The sequence below is a fragment of the Flagellimonas myxillae genome (genome assembly GCF_023502235.1).
GTDB classification, from domain to species: Bacteria; Bacteroidota; Bacteroidia; order Flavobacteriales; family Flavobacteriaceae; genus Flagellimonas; species Flagellimonas myxillae.
In genome coordinates, this window is record NZ_JAMFLY010000003.1 from 310,284 (window position 1) to 326,504 (window position 16,221).

The 16,221-nt window shown below is 43.1% G+C and carries 15 protein-coding genes; 3 read left to right on the top strand and 12 right to left on the bottom strand.

What is annotated here, in order from left to right; all coding sequences use genetic code 11:
* Positions 1 to 2: 2 nt before the first annotated feature.
* The 12 genes from M3P07_RS14070 to M3P07_RS14125 form a co-directional block, all read right to left on the bottom strand.
* Positions 3 to 1,199, bottom strand: a complete 1,197-nt coding sequence (locus M3P07_RS14070; protein ID WP_249970568.1) for a glutamate-5-semialdehyde dehydrogenase — start codon at positions 1,197 to 1,199, stop codon at positions 3 to 5.
* Positions 1,196 to 2,323, bottom strand: a complete 1,128-nt coding sequence (locus M3P07_RS14075; protein WP_249970569.1) for an aspartate aminotransferase family protein — start codon at positions 2,321 to 2,323, stop codon at positions 1,196 to 1,198. The genes M3P07_RS14070 and M3P07_RS14075 overlap by 4 nt, the downstream gene beginning before the upstream one ends.
* A gap of 84 nt (positions 2,324 to 2,407) precedes the next feature.
* Positions 2,408 to 3,202 (bottom strand): pyrroline-5-carboxylate reductase, encoded by a 795-nt coding sequence (proC, locus tag M3P07_RS14080; RefSeq protein ID WP_249970570.1) that lies wholly within the window; start codon positions 3,200 to 3,202, stop codon positions 2,408 to 2,410.
* Positions 3,203 to 3,249: 47 nt separating this feature from the next.
* Positions 3,250 to 4,224 (bottom strand): N-acetyl-gamma-glutamyl-phosphate reductase, encoded by a 975-nt coding sequence (gene argC, locus M3P07_RS14085; protein WP_249970571.1) that lies wholly within the window; start codon positions 4,222 to 4,224, stop codon positions 3,250 to 3,252.
* Positions 4,217 to 5,407, bottom strand: coding sequence for an argininosuccinate synthase (locus M3P07_RS14090; RefSeq protein WP_249970572.1), 1,191 nt, complete (start codon positions 5,405 to 5,407; stop codon positions 4,217 to 4,219). Before M3P07_RS14090 ends, argC begins: the two co-directional genes overlap by 8 nt.
* Positions 5,404 to 6,018 (bottom strand): GNAT family N-acetyltransferase, encoded by a 615-nt coding sequence (locus M3P07_RS14095; protein ID WP_249970573.1) that lies wholly within the window; start codon positions 6,016 to 6,018, stop codon positions 5,404 to 5,406. Before M3P07_RS14095 ends, M3P07_RS14090 begins: the two co-directional genes overlap by 4 nt.
* Before the next feature lie 216 nt (positions 6,019 to 6,234).
* Positions 6,235 to 7,587, bottom strand: a complete 1,353-nt coding sequence (locus M3P07_RS14100) for an MptA/MptB family glycosyltransferase (protein WP_249970574.1) — start codon at positions 7,585 to 7,587, stop codon at positions 6,235 to 6,237.
* Positions 7,588 to 7,590: 3 nt separating this feature from the next.
* Positions 7,591 to 9,075 carry a cellulose synthase family protein gene (locus M3P07_RS14105; protein WP_249970575.1) on the bottom strand — a complete coding sequence of 495 codons (1,485 nt, stop codon included), beginning with the start codon at positions 9,073 to 9,075 and terminating at the stop codon, positions 7,591 to 7,593.
* Position 9,076: 1 nt separating this feature from the next.
* Positions 9,077 to 9,766 (bottom strand): glycosyltransferase family 2 protein, encoded by a 690-nt coding sequence (locus tag M3P07_RS14110; protein WP_249970576.1) that lies wholly within the window; start codon positions 9,764 to 9,766, stop codon positions 9,077 to 9,079.
* Positions 9,766 to 10,236, bottom strand: a complete 471-nt coding sequence (locus M3P07_RS14115) for a toxin-antitoxin system YwqK family antitoxin (RefSeq protein WP_249970577.1) — start codon at positions 10,234 to 10,236, stop codon at positions 9,766 to 9,768. Before M3P07_RS14115 ends, M3P07_RS14110 begins: the two co-directional genes overlap by 1 nt.
* Position 10,237: 1 nt before the next feature.
* A complete protein-coding gene (locus M3P07_RS14120; RefSeq protein WP_249970578.1) occupies positions 10,238 to 11,842 on the bottom strand; it encodes a 4Fe-4S binding protein in 1,605 nt (534 codons plus the stop codon).
* A 79-nt stretch (positions 11,843 to 11,921) separates the two neighbouring features.
* Positions 11,922 to 13,274, bottom strand: a complete 1,353-nt coding sequence (locus tag M3P07_RS14125) for an NAD(P)/FAD-dependent oxidoreductase (protein ID WP_249970579.1) — start codon at positions 13,272 to 13,274, stop codon at positions 11,922 to 11,924.
* Between the two features lie 233 nt (positions 13,275 to 13,507).
* Here M3P07_RS14125 and M3P07_RS14130 point away from each other — a divergent pair, with 233 nt between their 5' ends.
* Genes M3P07_RS14130 through M3P07_RS14140 form a run of 3 tightly spaced genes read left to right on the top strand, consistent with a single transcriptional unit; the run spans position 13,508 to position 16,204 of the window.
* Entirely contained in the window at positions 13,508 to 14,230 is a 723-nt protein-coding gene (locus M3P07_RS14130; RefSeq protein WP_249970580.1) for a DUF547 domain-containing protein, read from the top strand.
* A gap of 22 nt (positions 14,231 to 14,252) precedes the next feature.
* Positions 14,253 to 15,158 (top strand): hypothetical protein, encoded by a 906-nt coding sequence (locus M3P07_RS14135; RefSeq protein ID WP_249970581.1) that lies wholly within the window; start codon positions 14,253 to 14,255, stop codon positions 15,156 to 15,158.
* A gap of 44 nt (positions 15,159 to 15,202) precedes the next feature.
* Complete coding sequence (locus M3P07_RS14140) at positions 15,203 to 16,204, top strand: glycoside hydrolase family 113 (RefSeq protein WP_249970582.1); 1,002 nt, start codon at positions 15,203 to 15,205, stop codon at positions 16,202 to 16,204.
* The last annotated feature ends 17 nt before the right edge of the window (positions 16,205 to 16,221 follow it).

Sequence of the window (16,221 nt, forward strand, 5' to 3'; positions counted from 1 at the left end):
CATCATCTTGTTTGGCCGTTGCCTTTTATGTACCATTTGTTGGTCACTAAATGCTGTAGACCGATAGGTCCTCTTTGATGTAATTTATCCGTGCTTATTGCCAGTTCCCCTGCCAATCCAAATTGTCCTCCATCCGTAAACCTGGTTGAAGCGTTGTGGTAGACTGCAGCAGAATCCACCGATTCCATAAAGGTTTCGGCCTCCTCCTGATTTGTTGTGATTATGGTTGCCGAATGCCCCCCACTGTGGGTGTTTATTTTGTCAATGGCCTCATTCAAACTTCCGGTTTCGCCCAAGACAATTTTATAATCCAAAAACTCTTCTTCCCAGATATTTTCATCGGCAATTAGCTCGGTGTTTCCGTGCTTTGAGATGACGGTGTCCCCATACACCGTGACTTTTTTGTTTTTCAGTTGTTCAACCAAATCAGAAACAAAGTTGTCCTTATTGGGCAATTCGGAGTCAATCAGCACCTTGTCCAAGGCGTTACAGGCCGAGATTTTCGCAATTTTCGCGTTCAAGATAATATCCGTAGCCATTTCCGTATCCGCCGATTTGGAAACATAGAGAAAGTTGTTTCCACGCCCACTTACAATTACAGGGCACTTGGCATGTTCTTTTACAAATTGGATCAGGCGTTCCCCGCCCCTGGGTACGATCAAATCTATTTTTTGATTGGGCTTGGCCAAAAATGCTTGCGTTTCTTGTCTTGAATAGTTCAAATAGGTAACCCAGTCTTTGGAACACCCATTTTCTTCCAAAGCTTGATGCCAAAGGTCAACGAGCACTAGATTGCTTCGCAACGATTCCTTGCCTCCTTTTAATAGTATTTTATTGCCCGATTTAAAAGCAATTCCGGCGGCTTCAATGGTGACATCGGGCCTGGATTCGTAAATGATCATCACGGTCCCAAAGGGAGCCGTCCTGTTGCTTACCTGCATATTGTTGTCATGCACAAACGCATAACGTTCCACTCCAATTGGGTCAGGTTGGGACGCTAGTTCAATTAAAGACTGTACCATCCCTTGGACTTTGGCATCATCTACCTTAAGTCGGTCCCCCATGGCCAAATCTTCTCCATTATAGGCATTAAGGTCCTCGGTATTGGCGTCAACTAATTTTCCGGCTTGCTCTTGGACCAAAATGGCCATTCGCTCCAAAACGGCATTTCGCTGTTCAATATTCAAAAGTAGACTCATGACAATTCGGCTTTTAAGGCTTCAAAAAACTGGTCAATTTGTTTTGTATTGATGTTCAAGGCGGGCAGGAATCGCAATACAAATTTGTCCTTGGCTCCCCCAGTGAACACTTTTTGGTTGTAAATCATATTTTTTCTCAGGGAGGCGACTTCAAAATCAAATTCCAATCCTAACATCAGCCCCCTTCCCTTTACGTTTTTTACCTGTGGAATTTCTTGGGATTTATTCAGGAAATAGGCTCCCATATCCTTCGCATTTTGGGTTAAATTTTCCTGTTCCATAACTTCCAAAACGGCCAAAACAGCCGCACAGGCCAGATGGTTGCCACCAAATGTGGTGCCCAGCATGCCGTAAGAAGCTTCAAATAATTGATGCACCAACACCCCGGCCACTGGAAAGCCGTTGCCCATCCCTTTGGCAATCGTAATAATGTCCGGCTGAATATCGTGATGCTGGAATGCAAAGAACTTTCCGCTCCGTCCAAAGCCACATTGCACTTCGTCTGCAATTAAAACCACCTTTTCAGCCTTGCATTTTTCTGCGACAAATTGAAGGAATTCCGTTGTTGGTTCATCCAAACCACCAACCCCCTGAATGGGTTCCAAAATAACCGCGCAGTAGTCATCGGAGGCAATGGTTTTTTCAAATGCCTCGAAGTCGTTGAATGGAAGAAAGCTTACTTCCTGCTGTTTGTTGAGGGGCGCATTGATACTCGGGTTGTCTGTTGTGGCCACAGCTGCAGAGGTTCTTCCATGAAAACCATTTTTGAAAGCGATCACCTTGGATTTTCCAGTATGGAATGAGGCCAGTTTTAAGGCATTTTCATTCGCTTCCGCCCCGGAATTGCACATAAAAAGATTAAAATCTTCGCACCCAGACAACACACCTAGTTTTGCTGCAAGCTCTTGTTGCAAGGGGTTTTGTATAGAATTGCTATAGAAACCTATTTTATCCAGTTGCTCCTTTAATCGATTTACGTAATGGGGGTGGGTATGCCCTATTGAGATTACCGCGTGCCCGCCATAAAAGTCCAGATATTTTTGACCCTTGTCATCCACAACTTCGATACCATTAGCCGAAACCGGAGTTACATCATACAGCGGGTATACATCAAATAATTTCATTTTGGTTTGTTGTCTTGTCGGTTAGGTCCTGCAAGGGCTTATCTACCGTAAAGCGTTGGCTCAACCTGAAACCTTAGATTTGTTCTATCCTTTTTTTATCTGGTTTATTTTCTCAAATGAAGTCACAATTCCGCGGATCAAGGAAGAGCTTAAACCTTGGTGTTCCATTTCGTTCAGGCCTTCTATGGTACATCCTCTTGGTGTGGTTACCTGATCAATTTCCTCTTCGGGATGACTCCCAGAATCGATAAGCAAACTTGCAGCTCCATTACAGGTATGCATGGCTAGTTCCTGGGCCTCTTTAGCATCGAACCCTAGTTGAATGGCTCCTTGGGTGGTTGCCCTTATCAGCCGCATCCAGAATGCAATTCCGCTGGCACAAATCACAGTGGCGGCCTGCATCAAATCCTCAGGAATCTCCATGGTATGTCCCATTCGGTTAAAAATTCCCTTGGTAAGCTCTATACGCTTTTTCCCAGGTTCATTGCTGCAGATGCAGGTCATGGAGTTTCCTACGGAAATGGCCGTATTGGGCATGCTCCTAACTATAAATTTATCAGCTCCCACGATTTCCTCAATCTTGGAAATACTAAACCCGGTAATGGTACTGATCACCACGTGATTTTCTGTGAGCAGGTCTTTGACATCGTCCAAAATGTTGGCAAAATGCCCGGGCTGAACCGCAAAAATTAGGATATCAGATTTTTTAACGGCCTCATGGTTATCGGAGGTGACCACAACGTTGCCATATTTTTCAAATTCTTTGATGGCGCTGGTGTTCCGCTTGGTAAGGTACATACTGGTGGCCCCGTTACTATGCAAAATTCCTTTGGCAATGGCCAAGCCCAAATTCCCTGCTCCTATGATCGCTATTTTCATGTTATTCTTTTTTTCAATCCCACGACCGTGGGAATCCATTTTTTATTTTAAAACACCCCTGCCTTTAGCTGTAATCCGGTTTGTTCTTCCAAACCGAACATCAAATTCAGGTTTTGAACCGCTTGCCCGGAGGCTCCTTTTAATAAATTGTCGATGGCCGAAGTGACCAAAAGCACATTTTCATGTTTGTGCAAATGAATATGGCATTGATTAGTGTTCACTACTTGTTTTAGGTGGATGGGTTCCTCCGAAACATAGGTAAACGCAGCATCGGAATAAAAGTCTTTGAACAATTGTTGTGCGTCTTCTAGGCTTCCATCAAAAGTGGTGTAGGCCGTAGCTAGGATACCTCTAGTAAAATTGCCCCTATTGGGCAAAAAGTGTAGTTTTCCAACCGGATTTCCGAAGGAAGCCAGACTCTCACCAATTTCACCCAAATGTTGATGTGTAAAGGGTTTGTACCAAGAAACATTGTTGTTTCTCCAGCTAAAATGTGAAGTGGACGAAAGTCCAACTCCAGCACCCGTGCTACCAGTAACTGCATTAATATGTACCTCATTTGCTAACAGCCCCAGTTTAGATAGGGGCAAAAGCGCCAATTGGATGGCACTGGCAAAACAACCTGGATTTGCGATGGCTTCCGCCTTTTGGATACTTGTCCTGTTGAGTTCAGGCAGCCCATAAACGAAGTTTTTTCCGTTCCAGATGGAGTCGGTCTTGAGTCTAAAATCGTTGCTTAAATCGATGATCTTGGTGTGGGTCGCAAAGGTATTTTCCTCCAAAAATTTAGTCGAATTGCCATGACCAAGGCAAAGAAAGACCACATCCACATTTGGATTCACCTCCCTAGAAAACAACAGCTCTGTTTGGCCCAACAGATCTTGGTGCGCAGAGGATACGGGCTTACCTGCCCTTGTGGTACTGTACACAAAGTCAATTTCCGTTTCTGGGTGGTTCAAAAGTATCCGGATCAGTTCCCCGCCGGTATATCCTGAACCTCCTATTATTCCAACCTTAATCATGATTTTGGTTTACGTGGTTCGCAATTTTCCCGGAATTGGACAGTATCTTGATGAACCCTTTGGCATCATCCGCTGTCCAACCTTTGTTCATCTCCCCATAACTGCCAAATGACGCATTCATCAGATCGTGTTTGGAGGAAATTCCATTCAATTCAAATCGATAGGGATGTAGTGTTACAAAGACATCGCCCGACACATTTTTCTGCGTATCTGCAAGAAAGGACTCAATGTTTCGCATCACTTCGTCCAAATAATTACCCTCGTGGAGCAGCATACCATAAAAATTGCCCAACTGCTCTTTTTGATATTGTTGCCACTTGCTCAAGGTGTGCTTTTCCAACAAGTGGTGCGCTTTAATAATGATGGTAGGCGCAGCGGCCTCAAAACCAACTCTTCCTTTGATACCGATGATGGTGTCGCCCACATGGATGTCCCTTCCAATGGCATATTGGGAGGCAATGGACTCCAATTTTTCAATATTTTCCACCGGAGTACCACTAACACCGTCAACAGCAGTGAGCTCACCTTTGGTAAAGGTCAATTTCAATTCTTTGGACAATTCCTTTTGCAATTGGCTGGGGTAGGCCGATTCAGGAAGCGAAAGATGGGAGGTTAAAGTTTCGTCCCCTCCCACAGAAGTTCCCCAAAGCCCTCTGTTGATGGAATATTTGGCTTTTTCCCAGGAATAATCGATGCCATTTTTTTGCAAGTACTCAATTTCTGCTTCCCTAGAGAGTTTGTTGTCCCTGATCGGGGTGATGATATTGATATCTGGCGACGCGATTTGAAAAATCATATCGAATCTTACCTGGTCATTCCCGGCCCCAGTACTTCCATGTGCGATGTATTCCGCGCCAATTTTTTTGGCGTGGTTCACGATTTCAATGGCCTGAACAATTCGCTCTGCGCTAACGGAGAGGGGATAGGTGTTGTTTCGGAGCACATTTCCATAGATGAGGTATTTCACCACCTTGTCATAAAAATTGGAAACTGCATCGATAGAGGTGTAGGTTGAAGCCCCGAGCGCCAAGGCCTTTTGTTCAATTTCCTCGATTTCCTCTATGCTGAATCCGCCGGTGTTCACACTTACCGCATGGACTTCAAATCCCTCTTCTTGGGAAAGATATTTGGCACAATAGGAGGTATCCAATCCACCACTATAGGCTAATACAAGTTTTTTCATTTTGATTTCTTTTTAAGGAAAAGATTCTCTTTCATTCGCTTTAGCCGCTGAAAAGCTCTTCCGTTCAGTTTTTTGGATTGTGTTTTTTCGGTTTCTGGGTCGTACAGCATTCCTGTGCAAAGGCACATGTTCTTTTCGGTTCGGGTGAGAATATCAAAGTTTTTGCAGGTTTGACAGCCTTTCCAGAAGTCAGGGTCATCCGTAAGTTCCGAGAAGGTTACGGGTTTATAACCTAACTCATAGTTCATTTTCATTACGGCCAAACCGGTGGTTATCCCAAATATCTTGGCTTCAGGAAACTTCTGCCTAGAAAGTTCAAAAATGGCCTTCTTGATTTTTTTGGCCAGTCCCTGCTTTCGATAATCGGGATGCACGATTAAGCCGGAATTGGCCACAAAGTTCTTGTTCCCCCAAACCTCGATGTAGCAGAATCCGGCAAATTTGTCCCCGTCCAAGGCTATTACCGCATTGCCGTTTTCCAACCTTTTCATGATATACTCCGGGCTACGCTGGGCAATACCTGTACCACGTACCTTAGCGGATTCCGTGATGGTATCGCTTATGGTCTGGGCGTATTTAAAATGTGATTCGTTAGCAATTACAATTTCCATTGCTAGGTAATTTTGAACTGATAAAAAATTGAAAGCTGTTGGTTTTTTGCGGAAATGGACTCACCTATTTCCATAACTAATATGCACCCTTACGGGCGACGGCGTGGAGCGAATGGACGTACGGGGGCAAGTGTGCCGAATGTAGATAATATGTGTGTTTGTCCTTTCATTACGGGTTAAAAGTACAAATTATATCCAATTGACCTAAAATGGCATTTACTTTTTGAAGAAATGTAACTTTTTTCCGCCTTTACCCATGATTTCATAAATGAGATAGCCAAAAACAAAAATATACTCAACAGACAGTAACCAGAGGTTTTCGGTATACTCTGGGTTGGCGTAGGCAAAATAACTGAGCACGGCCATAAGGGACCACACCATTGCAAAACGGAATTTGGTAAAGGTGCAAAGCAGCAGTGGGAAAACGATGTACCAAGGATGTACTGTGGTAGACAAGAAATAGTAACCCGATAACACAAAGAGCATGGAAATGATGAGTGTATGGAAATTTTGATTTTTCCGAACCAAAGCCAGTACAAGGGTTCCCACAATGGTAATGCGTGCTACCCAACTCCCATATATTTTGACCAACTCCCACGGTTTTGCATCAAATAAATGGACCGCGATGTTTTTTATCCCGTTATAAATACCCGCATTGAATTCAAAGTTGGAAAACCATAGACCAACGGTTTGCGAATAGTTGTCAATAAATTCGGATGAATAAAATGGGAGAAGCAGACCAGCACATGCCAGTCCCACCGCAAGATAGAACAGGGCACTTTTCTTGACGCCAAAGTACTTAAGGAATAGTGGCAAAAACAAAATGGGCACCAATTTCACCATGATAGAGGCGGCATAAATCGGAGCGGCCCACAACCATTTATACTGACTAATGAGGTACATGGCCCAGACAAAGAAAAAGAGCATCACCCCTTCGAAATGAAGATTTCCGGTTAGTTCTACGATGACCAAAGGATTCAAAAAATACCAGAAAACTTGATGTGGGGAACGATTGAGATGTTGCAGCAACTTTCTTCCAAAGTAAAGGATACCCACATCCGCCAAGATAATGGTAAATCTCATCGCAATGATGGAGCCCAAAATACTTCCGCCTCCCAAAAAGGTGGCCGCGGCAAATATTATCTGGTTTACGGGAGGATAGTTGCTGTAATGTCTAGCGCTGAGGCCACCCATTCCATCAAAAAGCTCTTGTGCATTGGCGATGGGTAAATTTCCCTGAAGAATAAGCTCTTTGGGAAGGTGCAAATACGGATTGATGCCATTTTTGATGAGTTCCCCGTCCCAGATAAACCGATAAAAATCCTGCGACAAGTTAGGTTCGGCGCAGATAAAGACCAATCTAAAAACAATGCCGACAACCAAAAGGAACTTAAAATTCCATTTCTCAAATTGGATAAGCTTATAGTGCAGGAAGAACAGGGCTACAAATAGCGAGAGCAGCTTAGGGAAATCCTCGCGGTTAAGGTCGTAGGCAAAAACTGCATAGAACAACAAGCTCCCTATACCCAAAAGGATAGGAATTCTATGCAATTTCCAATAGGAAAACATTGTCTAGGCCTTGGAGGTCAACGATTTGAAAAATACAAAGGCAAATCCCATGAACAACATTAAATGAAATGGGAACAATCCAAAATCGTTAAATGGGACCGCTAGATACATTCCGAATAGGAAGTAAACCATCAACGCAAATTCCAAGATCATATTGGGGGATAGTTTTTTGGTCAAATACTTATTACCCTTCCAACTGTCGGTAAGATTGTTGATGTTGAATTTTGGGGTACGAACAAACTCGCTACGCTTACCCAAATGTCCTTCCAAGACAGCTACCGTATTATGCAGTGAAAATCCAAGGGCTACCGAGAAAAAGGTAAAGAACAGCTTAATGTAGTCCACAAACTTGTCGAAACTACTGCCTTGAATACTCTTATAGGTAAACCAATAACAGGTGAATAGGATGATGGTACTTACGATAAAAAACCTGTTCACATCAAAAACCCAAGCCAAATGGCCATAAGAATTTTTGATGTACAGCATGGGAATGCTCAAAATGGCAACGATGAACATACATAGGAACATGGAGCTGTTCAGCAGGTGCATTACCCCGTGGAACTTTGTTTTAAAGGGGATGTTTTTAGCGGTAATCACACTCCAAACCGTTTTTCTGAAATTCTCGGCCCCTCCCTTATTCCATCGGAATTGCTGGGATCTTGCCGCGCTAATCACCACTGGTAGTTCAGCTGGAGTTTCCACATCTTCCAGATACTTGAACTTCCAGTTCTTCAATTGGGCACGGTAGCTCAAATCCAAATCTTCGGTCAAGGTATCTCCCTCCCAGTTTCCGGCATCGATGATACATTCCTTTCTCCAGATTCCGGCAGTTCCGTTAAAGTTAATGAAGTGCCCTTTTGAATTTCTCCCAACTTGCTCCAAAGTAAAGTGGGCATCCAAAGCAAAAGCCTGAATTTTTGTAAGGGTGGAATAATCCCGGTTGATATGTCCCCAACGGGTCTGTACCACCCCGATTTCCCCATCCTTGAAATAGGGAACGGTCTTTTTTAACCAATCGCTTTCAGGAAGGAAATCGGCATCAAAAATAGCGATGAACTCACCTTTTGCGATTGCCAAACCTTCTTTTAGGGCTCCTGCCTTAAATCCTTGACGGTTTTCCCTGCGAATGTGTTGGATATCCAATCCGGTTTTCTGAAGTTCCTCGATTCTTTGGGAGGTCTCCACAACGGTATCATCGGTGGAATCATCCAAAACCTGGATTTCCAGTTTGCTTTTGGGATATTCTATTTTTGAGATGTTCTCTAGCAGCCGCTCCATCACATATTCTTCGTTGTAGATGGGCAACTGAATGGTGACAAACGGAATTTCCTTGGGGTCCAATAGATTGAATTTGGGTGCCTCCTCGTTCCTTTTTTTATTGCCGAGATAGTTAACGAGCAGGTTCAACTGGGCCAAGCTATAGCAAAAAATCAGAATTAATGCCATACTATAAATGGCGATGATAATTAAAGCAATTGTTAGTCCCATATTATTTAAAACTATATTTAAAAATCCACCCCAAGATTTTTATGCCCGCAAATATAGTACCTTTTAATGTACCGGACACTTTTGAAACACCAATTCTTCGTTTATAACGCACTGGTACTTCGGTATATGACATCTTTTTTTTCAGAACCTTTAGCTGCATTTCCACTGTCCAACCATAAGTTTTGTCCTGCATTTCCAAGGCCACGAGCTTATCGTATTTTATGGCCCTAAAAGGCCCCAAATCGGTAAATTTTGCCCGAAACAACAGCCGCATTAAAAATGTGGCCAATTGGTTGCCAAAAACTTGTTGTGGGGTCATGGAACCTGGCTCACGTAGCGCTTTGGTTCGAGCTCCCACCACAAAATCCAAATCCTTGTCCAAAATTGGGGCGACAACTTTGTCCAATTCCTCTGGATAATCGGAATAATCTCCGTCAATAAATACGATAATATCGGGTTGTTTGGATTGTTTGGCAACGTAATCCAGTCCCTTAAGACAGGCAAAGCCGTAGCCCCGTTGGTTTTCCGTAAGAACCGTGGCCCCGGCTTTTTTAGCATTTTCGACCGTGTTGTCGACAGATCCATTGTTTACAACAATAATTTCGGTTACGGATTTGGGCAATTCCGATACCACTTTTCCAATGGAATCGCCTTCATTCACTGCGGGTATTATTACCTTGATTTCTGCCATTACTTTAAGTCAGAAAGCTTGTTCTCTTTTTTAAAGCTTCCAAAGCTAAACCATTCCTTTATCTTTTTCCCGTTTTTATATTTTTCAGCTGACTTTAGTTCCTCATCGGTGTATTTTAAACAGTAGCCGTTCTTTATCCCATTTTTGAGCTGGCATTTGTGGTTGATCTTTCCATTCTCGTCATAAAAAAGCCACCACATTGCTTTTTCCCCAGCCTTAAAGTGACCTTCCATTTTAGGTTTGCCATTCTCGTCCCTGAAATACCAATATCCGTTTCTTAAGTTCTTTTTGAAATGTCCTTGGGATTCAATTTGGCCATTGGGGTAATAAAACTTCCAAAAGCCCTCTTTGGAATTTCGCTCCTTCCAACCTTCTTCCTTGATTTCTCCATCGGGATAAAAATCCCGATGGTACATTTTTCCAGCTCCCAATGTAAGCATCAGGAAAAACAGAAAACTGGACCGTAACATTTTATTTTTTGTTTACCAAGGTCATCAAATCCACATCGTTGCCCAAAAGCACTTGGTTGCTGTCTATTCGACCTTCCAAGGGACCATTTTCAAGCTTAAGCACTCCCCTTGGACAAACAGCCGAACAAATACCGCAGCCCACACAACTAGAGCGTACAATATTTTCACCCTTTTGGGCATAGGCGCGTACATCGATTCCCATTTCGCAATAGGTGGAACAGTTACCACAAGAGATGCATTGTCCACCATTTGTGGTAATTCTAAACCGGGAAAACAAGCGTTGTTGAAAGCCCATCATAGCGGCCATGGGGCATCCAAACCTACACCAAACCCGATTTCCGAAAATAGGGTAAAATCCGGTTCCAATAACTCCGGAAAAGATACTTCCGATCAAGAAGCTGTAGGATTTACGCAAAGTTTCCGATTTAAACAGGAACACATTGCCGTCCCCACTAAAAAAGTGGAACCCAATAAGCGCCATAATGATCACAAAATAACCTATGGCCCCGTAAATTGCATCCTTCTTGAACTGGTCGCGTTTAAAGATCATTACCCAAGCAAATACAAGGGTAAGCAAGCTTGCAACACCAATAAGGAAAGTGCTTTTGGTCAACCAGTATTTGCTGGTGTCCGTACCCAGATAGGAGTATATCACTGCGGTTGTCATCAAGGTCACAAAAACCACCACACTGTGCACCACCCAACGTTCCACTTTCCAAGCGCTAACAGTTTTATCACTCAATTGCCTAAAGGCATCGCCAGCAGTTTCGGCCAAACCACCACATCCGCATACCCACGAGCAGTACCATCGTTTACCATATTTATAGGTAAGGATGGGCGTAATCACAAAAACCGATAAAATTCCAAAAATCAATAGGGCAAAACCAATATCCCCGGAGCTTAAAAAGCCTTTGATCCGATATCCTTCAAAGTTGTAATAGTTTAGGGGCCAAACATTTTTTAGGTCATAGTAGGGTAGGCTTCCACCATTAAGGATTTTATCGCCGTTTAATCGAGCCATGAGCTCTGGAATAATAAAGGCGAAGGCCGTTTGGAAAAACATAACGCTCATGGTGCGGATACGTTCATATCTGTTATGGCGGTATTTCCACATAAACTTGATGCCAAAGGCCAAAATGGCCACGGTATACAAAGTTCCATATACAAACCATTGGCTGGCAGGGTTGCCACTCAAGGCTTTGCTTAAAGGGTCGAATAAAGCAATAACCCCTTTGTTGCTCCCATTTTTTACCAAGCCTAAATATTCGGGGTAGAAGTAAAGCACAATATAGAAACCAGTAAGTGCGATTCCGGCTATCCAACCCCAAAATCCCTTACTTGAAATGGACTTGAACCAAACACCATCATTCTTGATTCCTGGGAGCTTTTTGGAATAGGCATCCCACGAGAACCAAATGGTACCTGCTGAAATGGCCATTAAGGCGAGGGTGAGCCAAAGCCCCTTATTGGGGAAGCTTACATTGAACGAAGCCAGTAGCAGAATCAATAATCCTGTCATGCCTATCAAGGTGGCTATCTTCTGATTTCTACTCAGTATTGCTGGAGGCTGGCCAGTAAGGGCCATGCTTCTGTCGTATGTACTCATATCTTTTAGTTGAAGGTTAATACGTTGAAATTGGAAAGTGATGGTGCCAAAAGGTTTACCAACATCAATCAGGTGTCAACTAGTAACCCATTGCAAAAATTCTTTTTAAACTTTTCTTTTTTAAACTGATGGATTTTCCAAATTCCGCATTGTATTTGGAGATGATGTTCGCTTCGTAGTGCTTATAAAATTCAGGGTCGAAATTGGCATCGATCAAATGTTCCATTACATGATCCACACTTTTTTCCTGGGTAAGCCATTTGTCAAAAATTTGATGCCTCATTCGGATGCCAAAAGTGTTGATTCCCAAAAATTGACCTGTTTCCTTATGAAAAGCCACGGTGATGCAGATTTTCTCTTCTGGATGTCTCCAATGAAAATGTGCTTCATGTGCTTTCATGCCCCTTTCGGAAAACACCCAACCGTAGGTTTGGTACTCAATGTCCAAAAATTTGGCCGAGTTGAACCAATGCCCTGGCTTGTACTCAATCTTGTTCCCACAAATGGTCTGTGCAACGGTTTCGCCCATCATCCGGCCCGTATACCATACCGCTTCAATAGGTCGACGGTTGCCAATGGCTTCATGCTGTTCGGCACAATCCCCAATGGCATAAACATCGGGCACATTGGTTTCCAAAAAACGATTGACCTTGACCCCACGGCCGAGCTCAATTCCAGAGTTCCTTAAAAATTCAATATTTGGGGTAACCCCAGCAGTAAGACCTACCATGTCGCAGGCGAGTTCTTCCCCGGTTTCTGCAATGACCACCGATTTGACTTTTCCGTTTTCGTCAGCAACTATTTCCTTGAGGTTGGAACTTAACCGCAGGTCAATATGGTGTTCTCGGATGTGTTCATTGATCATTTGGGATTCCCCCTTAGGGAGAACACCATTCCAAAAACTGTCTTCCCTCACCAAAAAGGTTACAGGGATGTCCCTGCTTCTTAGCATTTCGGCCAATTCGATACCTATTAGACCACCACCGACGATCACGGCCCTTTTGCATACCTCCTTGTTGGGAGCATTTACTTCCAAAAGGTCCAAGTCTTGCTTGGAATACAACCCTTGAACTCCGTGCAAATCTTGTCCGGGCCAGCCAAACTTGTTAGGCTTGGAGCCTGTGGCAATAATTAGCTTGTCGTAGTGCATTGCCCTTGACCAATCTATCGATAACTGTTTGGTTTCGGGATTTACCTGGGTCACAAAACCCCTAACGAGTTCTATTCGATTCTTTTCCCAGAACCAATTTTCGTAGGGTTGGATATGCTCGAACTTCATATGCCCCATATACACGTACATAAGGGCTGTTCTAGAGAAAAAATAGTCCGTTTCCCCAGAGATTATGATGATTCTTTTGTCCGAAAGTTTGCGGATGTGACGGGCGGCCGAGATGCCGGCAATTCCGTTTCCGATGATAACAATATTCTCCATGAAATTGTGTTGGTGTTGCTATTGTGTCGTTCTTAAATATAGGAACTTAATACCTCGTTTTAATTTAGAAAGAATTTAAATATTGTGGATTTTGGTAAGGAAATGGGGCGATTTTCGTACGTCTAAGCAATTGATTTCTAAAATCTTAAATAATTCTTAAATTCAGTTTGAACTTGTATGGCACAAAAATTCTGTTCGACATAAGGCAGAGTTCAATCAACTAAATATTGAAGATGAAATTGAAAAAAATACTAACCGTACAGTTACTGATAATTGCTACACAATTTGGTTTTTCGCAAGACCTAAATACCTTTTTTAGCAAGTCTGATGCCTTTTTTGGCACCTATGTTAAAGACGGTAGAGTCAAGTACCAAGAAATCAAGAACAATCCATCCGATTTGAATACATTGTTGGAACTGGCAAAGGGAATTACGGTTTCCAAATCGAATGCCAAGGATTTCCAGGCCTTTTGGATCAATGGGTATAATCTTTCCGTAATCAAGGGAATAGTGGATAATTATCCCATTAAATCGCCATTGAACAAAGCCGGGTTTTTTGATAAAATCACTTATGATATAGGTGGGAAGAACATCACCTTAAATGATATGGAACATAAGTTGCTACGCGCAAATTTTCCGAAAGAAGCGCGTTTTCATTTTGTATTGGTGTGTGCCGGGTTGGGATGTCCTCCCATAATCTCCAATGCATATTTGCCAAGTACACTCGAGGCTCAATTGCAACAACAGACGGAGTTGGCCGTGAATAATCCCAACTTTATTAGATTAAAAGGTAAAAAAGTACTCTTGTCCCAAATTTTTGAATGGTACAAGGGCGACTTTACACAAGGGGGCAAATCCTTGGTAGACTTCGTAAACCTTTATCGAAAAGAAAAATTTGATTCAAAAACCAAAGTGGGATACTACCCATATGATTGGAGTTTGAACGAGACCGATTAATTCAATATAACAACAACTAAGCATGAAAAAGAAAAGAAAGTACCTTCTTTTGGGAGGAATGATAATGAGCGCATTTTTTGGGTTTTCCCAAACGGATCCCGATGCGCCAAGTCAAAGTAACATTCAGCAATATACCCCTTCAAAACTTATTGGTAAAGGGCAGTGGGACTTGAAGTGGTTCAACAACCTTTACACTCAGACCGAGAGCACTTTTTCTGAAGGTAAGGAACCTCGCCAAACGTTTTTTACTTCCACTTTGGAGGTATATACCGGGGTGGGGGACAACAAGCGTTGGAACGTGGGGGCCATTTTGGAACTACGATCGAACGTAGTGGCCGGCCGCGGAGCCTTGGAAGTTTTCCAGTTTGATGGGGAAACAGGAACGGCCCGTTCCGGTTTAACATCTATTGCCCCTTCCGTTAAGTTTGTGCCGATTGCTTCCGTGAGCAATTTTTCCATCCAAAGTTCATTCTTTATTCCTTTGGTGGACAATGAGACCGAGGATTTTCTTCCAGTTAACGGGAACAATGGTGTCTTTCTAGATCAAAATGGCTATATCTGGCAGAACAGGTTTTTCTATGATCATACCTTTCCAGGAGGTAAATGGCAACTTTTCACCGAATTGAATTCGGAATTGAGCTTTGGGGATAAGGATAAAAGCTTTGCCAACAATAGCCTTAATCTTACCCCTGGGGTTTTCTTAAGCTATTTTCCAAGTTCCACCTTTACTGTATTGGCGCTGGCCCAGCACTCACAACGTATCGATTTGGGGAACAATTTTACCCAGGACTTCACGGCCTTGGGAGGAGGGTTAAAATATCAATTGACCAGCGCTTTGAATGTAGAGGCCCTGTACACCAACTTTGTAAGGGGAAGCAATACAGGATTGGGAGAAACATTTAACATAGGTTTGCGGGCTATTTTTTAATACCAAAGCCTAAAAGTTTATTTTAGGAGCCTTAACTTTTGTCTATGAAAAGATTAGGGCTCCTTTTTTTGTGTTTGATCCAGTTGTCCTGTAATGGACAAAAAAAGGATAAAATAAATGGGGTGAGTTTTGTTGGCTCCCGAGAGAAGGTCACCCAGAACCATGTAGATCCGGTGGTCGCTGTCAATGCCAATTTTGCGGCGGTTATGCCCTTTGGATTTGCCCGAAGTCTCTCTTCTCCACAAATTGTCTTTAATACGGAACGACAATGGTATGGAGAAACCAGAACCGGTGCGAAACAATATATCCAACTATTGCGGAAAAATGGGATCAAGATCATGTTGAAACCACAAATATGGATATGGCGGGGGGAGTTCACGGGTGATATGGCCATGCAGTCCGAGGAAGATTGGGAAACGCTGGAGGCCACCTATTCCGACTTTGCATTGACCTATGCCCAGCTGGCCGAAGAGACAAAGGCCGAGGTGTATTGCATTGGTACCGAATTGGAGGAGTTTGTAAAACACCGGCCCCAATTTTGGACCGACCTCATAGCCAAAATCAAGACAGTTTATAGCGGGAAGCTCACCTATGCCGCCAATTGGGACGAATATCCTAGAGTACCCTTTTGGAATGAGTTGGACTATATTGGGGTGGACGCTTATTTTCCATTGTCCGAAGAACAAAATCCCACTTTGGAGCAGTTACGTTCTGGGTGGAAACGTTGGAAAGACAAGTTGGCCAACTTGGCCGATGAAGTGGACAAGCCGATTCTGTTTACCGAATTTGGCTATAGAAGTATGGACTACGCAGCAAAGAAACCTTGGTTGGTGGACAGAAACCAGATGAATGTCAATTTGCAGGCCCAATCCGATGCCACGGAGGCCATTTTTCAAGAATTTTGGGAAGAAGATTGGTTTGCGGGTGGTTTTGTTTGGAAATGGTTTATTCACCATGATAAGTCGGGAGGTAATGAAGATAATCGGTTCACACCCCAAAACAAACCTGCTGAAAATGTAATCCGCAGTTTTTATGGCGACTATTAGGTAAAGAATATCCTAAT